The 1,306-nt window shown below is 46.9% G+C and carries 1 protein-coding gene; it reads right to left on the bottom strand.

Annotation, left to right across the window (positions count from 1 at the left end):
* A partial coding sequence (locus R7Q47_RS24905) for a UDP-N-acetylmuramoyl-tripeptide--D-alanyl-D-alanine ligase (RefSeq protein ID WP_318089968.1) occupies positions 1 to 1,180 on the bottom strand: 1,180 nt, incomplete at its 3' end.
* Positions 1,181 to 1,306: the final 126 nt, after the last annotated feature.

Raw genomic sequence — 1,306 nt, forward strand, 5'->3', positions numbered from 1 at the left:
CATATGTGAGAAGATGTTCAAATTTTTGTGGGGCAGCATGTTCCCCGACTTGACGGTGAAGTGCAAGACTTTCCTCACCCAATTCCGCCATATTGCCTAAAATCAACCAGCGCTGACCGTGAAACGCCCCAAGCAAATCAACCGCCGCTTTCATCGCAGGTACGCTTGCATTGTAGCTGTCATCGATCAACTTGATCGTCGAGCTGAGTTGCTCTACATCCACTCGGCCTTTTACTTTGTTAAGGTTTAAAAGACCAAACTGAATCTCTTCAACGGTTGCTCCCATGTGTAGCGCAATGATCGAGGCCGCAATGGCATTTGCAACGTTATGTTGACCAATAATACCAAGTGACAGTTCAATTTCTCGCGAATCTGATGAAATATGCAAAGTAAAGCTCGCTTTACCTTCCTCATTCATTGTCACGTTCGATGCGTAAAAGTCCGCTTGCGAATTATTATGCGAGAAAGTGATCACTTTTTTATCTGCAAGAACCGATTGCCACAGCGCGTCACCGTTACTATCGAGATTGACGATGGCAATGCCACCAGCCTGTAACCCTTGATAGATTTCACCTTTGGCTTGCTTTACGCCCTCAATAGAACCAAAGCCTTCCAAATGCGCCGCCGCAACATTATTTACCAGCGCAACATCCGGTTTCACAAGCTGGGTAGTGTAAGCAATTTCACCAATATGGTTTGCGCCTAGCTCAATCACCGCGTAATCGTCATCTTGCTGAGAACGCAACAAGGTCAGCGGAACACCAATATCATTATTGAAGTTACCTGCCGTGAACAACACGTTGCCTTTTTGCTGAAGAATGCTGGCAACCATCTCTTTCACCGTGGTCTTTCCACAGCTGCCAGTTATCGCAACGGTAGGCGTTTGGCAAGAATGGTGCACCCAAGAAGCTAACTCGCCCAGTGCGATTTTGGTATCCGATACCACGACTTGCGGCGCATTCACATCAAGACGCTTTTCAACCAATAAGGCACCAGCCCCCGCTTCAAATGCTTGCTGACAAAAATTATGAGCATCGAATCGTTCACCGACAATCGCAACAAACAGCGCACCATTGTCGATCGTTCGCGTGTCAGTGGACACTGCGTCGATAGTCAGATCGTTACCAAATAACGCTCCGCCAGTGATTTCTGCAATTTGAGATAAAGTAACCTTGATCATGAAGATAATCCTAAAAGCTGCATTGCGGATTCGCGGTCGGAATAATGAATCGTTTCGCCATTACGAATTTGGTAGTCTTCGTGGCCCTTACCTGCCAGCAAGATAATGTCTTGAGGCGCAGCGTTT

The organism is Vibrio sp. Vb0349 (genome assembly GCF_033338975.1).